The organism is Streptomyces sp. NPDC003635, assembly GCF_053587635.1.
In genome coordinates, this window is sequence record NZ_JBSFOK010000099.1 from 1 (window position 1) to 8,040 (window position 8,040).

At 70.7% G+C, this 8,040-nt stretch carries 10 protein-coding genes; 6 read left to right on the forward strand and 4 right to left on the reverse strand.

The genetic code is table 11. The features are described 5' to 3' along the window. Window positions 1-41: 41 nt before the first annotated feature. Together ACWDRW_RS39815 and ACWDRW_RS39820 are read right to left on the reverse strand one after the other, a co-directional pair. Window positions 42-506 carry a hypothetical protein gene (locus ACWDRW_RS39815; RefSeq protein ID WP_451733332.1) on the reverse strand — a complete coding sequence of 155 codons (465 nt, stop codon included), beginning with the start codon at window positions 504-506 and terminating at the stop codon, window positions 42-44. Window positions 507-522: 16 nt separating this feature from the next. After that, a complete protein-coding gene (locus ACWDRW_RS39820) occupies window positions 523-774 on the reverse strand; it encodes a hypothetical protein (protein WP_451733334.1) in 252 nt (83 codons plus the stop codon). 215 nt (window positions 775-989) lie between these two features. On the opposite strand from ACWDRW_RS39820, the gene ACWDRW_RS39825 reads away from it, so the two are divergent. From ACWDRW_RS39825 to ACWDRW_RS39835, 3 genes are all read left to right on the forward strand, one after another. Continuing rightward, window positions 990-2,213, forward strand: coding sequence for a cytochrome P450 (locus tag ACWDRW_RS39825; protein WP_451733337.1), 1,224 nt, complete (start codon window positions 990-992; stop codon window positions 2,211-2,213). Between the two features lie 5 nt (window positions 2,214-2,218). After that, window positions 2,219-3,271, forward strand: coding sequence for a methyltransferase (locus ACWDRW_RS39830; protein ID WP_451733340.1), 1,053 nt, complete (start codon window positions 2,219-2,221; stop codon window positions 3,269-3,271). A gap of 122 nt (window positions 3,272-3,393) precedes the next feature. Further along, window positions 3,394-4,134 carry a class I SAM-dependent methyltransferase gene (locus tag ACWDRW_RS39835; protein ID WP_451733342.1) on the forward strand — a complete coding sequence of 247 codons (741 nt, stop codon included), beginning with the start codon at window positions 3,394-3,396 and terminating at the stop codon, window positions 4,132-4,134. A 70-nt stretch (window positions 4,135-4,204) separates the two neighbouring features. Here the strand turns inward: ACWDRW_RS39835 and ACWDRW_RS39840 are convergent, their stop codons facing one another. After that, window positions 4,205-4,696, reverse strand: coding sequence for a hypothetical protein (locus ACWDRW_RS39840; RefSeq protein WP_451733345.1), 492 nt, complete (start codon window positions 4,694-4,696; stop codon window positions 4,205-4,207). A gap of 177 nt (window positions 4,697-4,873) precedes the next feature. On the opposite strand from ACWDRW_RS39840, the gene ACWDRW_RS39845 reads away from it, so the two are divergent. Next, window positions 4,874-5,392, forward strand: coding sequence for a cupin domain-containing protein (locus ACWDRW_RS39845; protein WP_451733346.1), 519 nt, complete (start codon window positions 4,874-4,876; stop codon window positions 5,390-5,392). A 63-nt stretch (window positions 5,393-5,455) separates the two neighbouring features. Here ACWDRW_RS39845 and ACWDRW_RS39850 read toward each other — a convergent pair whose 3' ends face one another. Beyond that, window positions 5,456-6,118, reverse strand: coding sequence for a DNA alkylation repair protein (locus tag ACWDRW_RS39850; protein WP_451733355.1), 663 nt, complete (start codon window positions 6,116-6,118; stop codon window positions 5,456-5,458). A gap of 126 nt (window positions 6,119-6,244) precedes the next feature. Between ACWDRW_RS39850 and ACWDRW_RS39855 the strand changes: the two genes are divergently transcribed. Together ACWDRW_RS39855 and ACWDRW_RS39860 are read left to right on the forward strand one after the other, a co-directional pair. Then, a complete protein-coding gene (locus tag ACWDRW_RS39855) occupies window positions 6,245-6,910 on the forward strand; it encodes a TetR/AcrR family transcriptional regulator (protein WP_451733349.1) in 666 nt (221 codons plus the stop codon). After that, window positions 6,907-7,950 carry a threonine aldolase family protein gene (locus tag ACWDRW_RS39860; RefSeq protein WP_451733352.1) on the forward strand — a complete coding sequence of 348 codons (1,044 nt, stop codon included), beginning with the start codon at window positions 6,907-6,909 and terminating at the stop codon, window positions 7,948-7,950. Before ACWDRW_RS39855 ends, ACWDRW_RS39860 begins: the two co-directional genes overlap by 4 nt. Window positions 7,951-8,040: the final 90 nt, after the last annotated feature.

An 8,040-nucleotide genomic window follows, 5' to 3' on the forward strand; every position in this document is an offset into this window, starting at 1 on the left:
GGTCCGGGCCACCACGGGCCCACCACGGGCCGCCGCGGGCCTCAGCGCGCGGCGGCGATCCACGCGTCGAGCTCTTCCTTCGTCGTCGCCGGATCGGCCACCAGGTCGGCCAGCTCGTCGTCGGCGTGATGGCGGGTGGATACCGCGGGGCAGCGCAGGCAGGCCGCCACCCCGGTCTGGTTCCACCACTGGCACTGCGTGCGGAGGTGACACCGTGGAACCCGGTCGGTCTCCTCGGCGGGCCGCCCCACCAGCACCCGCTCGATGAGCGTGCAGTCGTCGCCCCTGCGGTTGACGCAGGAACTGGCACAGTGCGAGGCGAAGCGCATGATGCGCCGCGGTTCGATGCCCTCGGGCACTTGCCCCAGCACCTCGGACGCCGGCACGGGGTCGGCGAGATACACGACGCGGCCGTCCTGTCCGGACCGCACGCCCAGGACGACGGACTCGGGCCTGTCAGCCCGTCCGCTGGGGCACCACGTGCGCGGGGATCCGTCCTGCTCCACGGTGGTCACCTCCGCCTCAGCAGGGAGTGGCCTGGGTACCGACGGAGTCGAGCTGGCCGCCGATGGGATCGCTCAGCGCGACGTTCCCGGCCTCCTGTTCGAGCTGCGCGGCGTGTGCGATGCACGCCGAGAGCTGCGCCGCGGACGTGATGCGGTCCGCCTTGGCGGGCGTCGCGGCCTCCGCCGCCCCGGCCCCGGCGATGACGAGCCCCACCGTCAGCAGGGCGGCGGCCCCGGTTGTGGCGGCCTTACGGGTCGGGTTCTCCATGGGTGACCTCCTGTCGCGTACTGCACCTGTCGTGCCTGGTGCCAGGAGCGTAGGTAAGCGGTCCCGCCGCGAACGGCACTTGACGGCGGCAGCCGACCGGCGATTGCGCGGGCACGGCGAGGCGGCACCGGTACGCCGTGTCTCCACCGGCCCTCGAGCGGGGCCTGCCATCGTGCGCCGGTCCGGGTTCCCGGCTCCGTCAGGGGGCGAGCGTCATGGGAAGTGCCATCGGTGCCTCGTACGACCCGTTGGGCGCGCATCTTCAGGATCCCTATCCGTTCCTGGCCGAGGCACGTCGCCAGGAGCCGGTGTTCTGGTCCGAGGTGATGCGGGCCTGGGTGGTGACCCGCTTCGACGACGTCCGTACGGTGCTGCAGCAGCACGAGACCTTCTCCACGGCGAACGCCCTGCGCAGCCCGCTTCCGCTGCACCCCGACGCGGTCGCGGTGCTCGAACGCGGTTTCCCGCCGTCGTCGGCCATCATCAACGTCAACGGCGAACGCCATCTGAAGGTAAGGGCGCCGCTGGCCAAGCGGCTCGGCACGGACGCCGTCGCGGCGATGGAGCCGGGCATCCGCAGGCGCGCGGTCGCCCTGGTGGACGCCATGGAGCGAGACGGTTCGGCCGAGCTGATGGAGCGCTATGCGCGGGTGCTGCCGGTCGACACCATCTCCGAGATGTGCGGGATCGACCCCGAGGACCGGGCGATCATCCGGGACGGCGCCTACGCGTGCGTGACCGTCATCACCGGTGGCGCGCCCAGGGACGAAGAGGTCGCCGCTGCCGAGCTGTTCCTCAAGTTCCAGGACGTCATGGCGCGTTACGTCCGGGAGCGCAGAGAGCGGCCGGGGACGGACGCGTTCAGTGAGATCGTCGACGCGCTCGCGCCGCCCGGTCCCCTCGACGACGAGCAACTGGCCGAATTGGTGTGGACGTTCATCGGCCTGATCACCGCCGGACACTCGACTACGACGGCACTGCTGGGCAACGGCCTGTGGCATCTGCTGTCCCGCCGCGAGCAGTGGCGGCTGCTGTGCCGGAGCCCGGAGCTGATCCCGGGCGCGGTGGAGGAGATCGCCCGGTACGACACCCCCGTGCACGCCTTCTTCCGGGCGACTACGCGTGAGGTGACCCTGGGCGGGCGAACCCTGCCCGCCGGAGCCGATGTCGTGGCCCTCTACAGCGCGGCCAACCGGGACCCGGAGGAGTTCGACCAGCCCGAGACATTCGACGTCACGCGGCAGATCACCCGGCACCTGACCTTCGGGCACGGCGTGCACGCCTGCGTGGGCGCCCGGCTGGCCAGGCTCCAGCTCGCGGTGACGCTGGAGACCCTGACCACCCGGCTCCCCGGCCTCCACCTCCTGGACGAGGGGTCGGTCCGGATGGCCCGGCAGTTCGTCGACCATGCCCCCGAAGCCCTGCACGTCGCGTGGTGAGCGACATGACCTCCGCGCCGGACGACACACCGCGGGGCCCCGCACTCCAGGCCCGGGCCCTGCACCTCATCCACGGCTACATGGCCTCCCAGGTCCTCGGCGTGGCCGCTCGCCTGCGGCTCGCCGATCTCCTGCACGACGGCCCGAAGAGCTCGGCTGAGCTGGCGGTGACCACCGGAACCCACCAGGATTCACTGCACCGCCTGCTGCGGGCCCTGGAGAGTATCGGGGTGGTGGAACGGCGGCGCGGCGCCGCGAAGTTCACGCTCACCCCCTTCGGTGAGGTTCTACGGTCGGACACCGAGGCTCCCGCCCGTGCGCTGGCCGACCTGTTCACCTCGGAGGCGGTGTGGCGCCCCTGGGGGGAACTGCTGCACAGCGTGAACACCGGACAGACCGCGTTCGAGAAGGTCTTCGGCCTGCCCGCCTTCCCCTACATCGGCGCGCGGGCGGACCTGTCCGCCCTGTTCAACGCCGCGATGGCGGAGAACGCGCGGGGCGCCGCCGAGGTGGTGGCCGCCGGCTACGACTTCGCCGCCTTCGACACCGTCGTGGACGTCGGAGGCGGCAACGGCACGCTCCTCGCCGCCCTGCTGACCGGGTGCCCCGACAGCCGGGGCGTCCTGTTCGACACCCCGACGGGGGTGAAGGAGGCGGCCGAGGTGCTGGCGGCGGCGGGCGTCGCCGCGCGCTGCACGATCGCACCTGGAGATTTCTTCACCGAAGTCCCCTCCGGGGGCGACGCGTACGTACTGAAAAGCATCATCCACGACTGGGACGACAACAGTTCACGCGCCATCCTGCGCAACTGCCGCGATGCCATGCCGCCGCACGCGAAGCTTCTGCTGGTGGAGCCGGTGCTGCCCGCCGAGGACGGCCCGCCGGCGGCCCTGAGCACCGTGCTCAGCGACCTCAACATGCTGGTGATGGCCGGGGGCCGGGAGCGTACGGAGTCGGAGTTCGCCGCCCTGCTGGCCTCGGCGGGGCTTGAGCTGACCCATGTGGGAGACCCCCTGCTGCCCACACACTTCCAGGTGCTGGAGGCGATCCCTAAGTAGCCGGGGGCTGTTGGCGGATACGAACCTCGCCGGCCGGCTTCTTCGTGTCATTGGCCAGTACGCCCCTTCGTGCTGGTCGAAGCAGACTCTCTGCGACGACGAAGCTCTGAAGGGGGCCGCACGTGAGTGTGCAGCAGTACGACGAGATCGGTGAGGCGTTCGAGGGGTTCAAGTCCCTGCCGCTGATGCGATACGGAGAGGTGCCGAGCTTCCTGGGCATGGTCGGGGATGTCACGGGCAAGTCCGTCCTCGACCTGGCGTGCGGTACCGGGTTCTACAGCCGGGAGCTCAAGCGGCGCGGTGCGACGGACGTGTTCGGCGTCGACATCTCCGGCGAGATGATCGTCGCCGCCCGGGAGATCGAGCAGCGGGATCCGCTCGGCGTACGGTACGAGGTCGGTGACGTGGAAGAACTCGGCTCGCTGGAGCAGCGTTTCGACATCGCGCTGGGCGTACAGTGCCTGAACTACGCCGAGGACATCCCGGCGATGGAGCGCATGTGCCGCAACATCCACCAGAACCTGGTGCCGGGCGGGGAGTTCTTCGTGCTCGCCCAGAAGCCGGACTACGGGTTCGACAACCCGTCCCTGGAGCGGTACGGATTCCGCTGCGAACCGGCCGGCGAGATCGAGACCGGGACACGTGTACGGGTCACGGCCCTTCTCGAACCGCAGCCCATCACCATCGTCAGCAGCGCCCCGCGCCGCGACGTGTACGAGAAGTGCCTGCGGGCGGCCGGGTTCAGCGCGGTGGAGTGGGTGCCGCTGACGGTGTCCGAGGCCGGCCTCCGTGAGTACGGCGAGGACTTCTGGGCGGACCTGGTCGCGAAGCCGCCCCTGGAGCTGCTGCGCTGCCGCGCCTGACCGCTGCTCCTCCACCGAGTCGTCCGGGGCGGGAGCATGCCTCCCGTCCTGGACGGAGGAAGCTCTGGTGTCACGGCATGGTCTTGTGTATCGCAATGAGATAGTGGCGGTCCGGATGAGGGACCGGCTTTCTCCGGCCGGGGCGGCTGAAGACCGCGCACACGTCGGCGGGTCGGGTGAGGATGCTGGACTGCTCGCCGAAGGTGAGGTTGTCGTTGACACAGTGGTCGCAGCCTGCCGCGTCCAGGGCCGTCAGCAGGTCCTCGCGTAGCACACTCGCGGCGTACGACTCCGACGCGGGCAGGACGAGCGGCGGGAGCTTCGTGGCCGAACCGGCCCAGAAGTTGAGCTGGATCCCGCTGATCGTCTTCTGGGTGACGGCCAGTTGGAGACCGTCCCAGGAGTACGGGTAGCCGTCGATGTCGGGTCCCAGCATGACGATCGCCGGGTGCGGACGGCCCGGTCCGAGCAACTCCTCGGCCTCGCTCAGCGTCATGCCGCAGTGAAGAGGTCCGACACGGCCGGTGCGGGCGAAGTCGACGAGGACGTTCATCAAGGTCACGGCGGTGACTGTGACATGCCGTTGGCGGCCGCCGCACCTCAATATGCGGGGTCGGGCCCTCGGCCTAGGTCCGCGGTCCTGCTTCCGCCGCCCGTCAAGATCATGCCGGCGGCCGATGCCTCCTCAGTGTGCCGCGGGCGATCATTCCAGCCGGAGAACCGGCTGAAGGAGTGCACGATGTCGTACCTGGAGCCCCTGCAGTACCCCGAGCCCCGCTACCACGGTGACAAGGGAGAGGTGAACGCGGTCTTCCGGCCCGCCGACGCGCCGCCGGACCTCAGCTCGCCCGGTGGCACGACCCGCTACCTCGCCACCAATGAGTCGACCGGCGGCGAGTTCGGGCTCTACAAGGTGGAGTTGGCCGCGCGGTCGGCCGGGGCCAAGCCGCACTTCCACAAGGCCATGTCGGAGTCCTTCTACATCCTCTCCGGCGAACTCTCGCTCTTCGACGGCGAGAAGTGGGTCACTGGCCGTCAAGGTGACTTCCTGTACGTCCCGGTCGGCGGCCTGCACGGGTTCAGGAACGTCACCGACGAGCCGATGTCCATGCTCATGCTCTTCTCGCCGGGCGCCCCGAGGGAGGAGTACTTCGAGCGGGTGGCCGAGTTCGCACAGCGCGGGGGAGAGGAGCTGAAGCAGTTCCGGGTCCGTCACGACAGCTTCTTCGTCGAGGACTTCGAGTCCGGGGCCGAGTAACCTCCTGGTCGGTGCGGTGTCACCGGCCGAACCGCTCCTCGGGCGGCCAGTGCTGTCCCTTGTCTAATGGCGACGTGGCTTCGCGGTCTCCTGTCGGCGCACCATCTCGTTGATCCAGATCGGTGCGTAGGGAGAGGTGCAGCCCGGGGACGTGGGGTAGTCCTTCAGCACCTGCAGCCGCTCACCGATCTCCAGCGCGCGGGTCCGGTGCTCGGGGTACTCGATGCCGATCTGCGCAAGGCAGGTGTTCATCGACCACTGCAGGCGGTCCGGGGCGTCCTTCATCTCCGCCTCGACGACGTCGAGCAGCCCGGTGAGGTCGAGGCCCTCGGTCCTCTTCTTCGCGATCCGGTCGGCGGTCAGCGCCCAGCCGGCACCGGCGACCACCGGATCCGGATCGGCCGACCAGGCCACGCGCAGCTCTTCGGCGTGCGGACTCTTCTTCACCACGTAGCCGACCAGCCAGTCGTGCACCTTCGGCGTGCCCGCCTCGCGGATCATCGTGTCCAGTTCGTCCCGCTCGAACGCCTTCGGACGGCAGATCAGCAGCGCGAGCAGCCGCGCCGCGCTGTCACCGGTCGCCCAGAGCCCACACGCCAGCTCCTGCTGCGTCTTCAGCCGCTTGGCGACGGCACGCAGCTTGGTGAGGTTCACGCCGTGGTCGTCGCCGTGCCGCTCGTTGACCGCGCGGATCCTCGGGTCCTCGAGCCCGGCCAGCTCGGCCATCACCTCGGCCACCGTCGTCTCGGACACCTCGGCCTCCTGTCCCTGATGTGCGCAGTGAGCCTACGACGGTACGGGAGGGACATCAGCCCTGGCCCGCGCGATACGCTGTATCGTACGATGACCCGCATGCCGCGCCACTCCCCGTCCCTCGACCGCGCCACCCCCGACCGCATCGCCGAGACCGCCCTCCTCCTGATCGACGAGAGCGGCCCCGAGGCCCTGACCTTCCGGGCGCTCGCCGCGCGCCTCGAGATCTCGCTCGCCTCCCTCCAGCGCCGCTGCACCGACCTCGCCGGACTGCTGGACCTGTGCGTCGACCACCTGGCCGCCCAACTGCCCGAAACAGCGCAGGACGCGGACTGGGCGAGCGCCACCGAGGCCCGTTTCACCGCGCTGTACCGCCTGCTGGCCGCCCACCCGGGACTCCTCGCCCTGCGCGGCACGCGGCCCTGGCTCGGCCCGAATCTGCTGGCACGCCTGGCCGAGCCGCAGCTGGCCCACAGCCTCGCCGTCGGCATGACCCCCACCGACGCGATCACCGCGTACCGGCGGATGTACCTGCTCACCCTCGGCAGCGCCGGCTTCGTAGACCACCGCCGGCCCAGGACCGCCCAGGCGGCGACCCGCACCGCCCTGGCCGCGCTCGACCCGGAGCGCTTCCCGGCGCTGACCGGCGCCCTGGCGGAGATCGTGCCCGCCGTGACCGACCACGAGGTCTACTACGGCGCCCTGCGCCAGCTCCTCGCCGCCGCCTCTCCCGCCCCCACCGCACCGCAAGGAGCCCGATCATGAGCACCGCGTCCCGCGTCTTCAGCAGCGACAACACCGCCGGCGCCTCACCCGAGATCGTCGAGGCCGTCACCCGAGCCGCCTCCGGTCAGGCCCTGCCCTACGGCAACGACGACACCACGGCCGCCGTCCGGCGCCGCCTGAGCGAGATATTCGAGCGCGACGTCGACGTCCTGATCGTGTCCACCGGCTCCGCCGCCAACGCCCTGAGCCTCGCCGCGCTCACCCCGCCCTGGGGCAGCGTGCTGTGCCACCGTGAGAGCCACGTCAACAACGACGAGTGCGGGGCGCCCGAGTTCTACACGGCGGGCGCCAAGCTGGTCCCGCTCGGCGGGGACGACGCCAAGATCGCCCCCGACGCGCTGCGCGCGGCCGTACGCCACAAGGCGGGGGACGTGCACAGCGTGGAGCCGTCCGTCGTGAGCGTCACCCAGGCCACCGAGACCGGCGCGGTCTACACCCTCGACGAGCTGCGCACCCTCGGTTCGATCACCAAGGACGCGGGCCTGCGGCTGCACATGGACGGCGCCCGCTTCGCCGGCGCCGTCGCCTCCCTCGGCCGGACCCCCGCCGAGCTCACCTGGCGGGCCGGAGTCGACCTGCTGTCCTTCGGCGCCACCAAGAACGGCACGATGACCGCCGACGCGATCGTCGTCTTCGACCGCACGCTCACACCCGAACTCTCCTTCCGCGCCAAGCGGGCGGGCCAGCTCGCCGCCAAGATGCGCTTCCACGCGGCCCAGTTGGACGCCTACCTCACCGACGATCTGTGGCTGCGCAACGCCACCCACGCCAACGCCATGGCCGCCCGCCTCCAGGACGGCCTGAAGGCGCTGCCCGGGGTGGACCTGCTGGGCGCGGCCGACGCCAACATCCTCTTCTGCCGCCTCCCCGAGGAGGTCACCCAGGGGCTTCTGGCCGAGGGGTACGCCTTCTACCACGACCGCTGGGAGCGGGGTGTCGTCCGCTTCGTGACCTCCTTCGCCACCACGGAGCGGGACGTCGACGCACTGGTGCTCGCCGTGAGCCGCCACGGCGGCTAGTGCCGCGTCAGGCAACGTTCGCCCCGTCGCGTCGCCCGGCACGCACTCTCGCCGCACCGGGCACAAGCCCAAGTACATCCAGTACGAGGG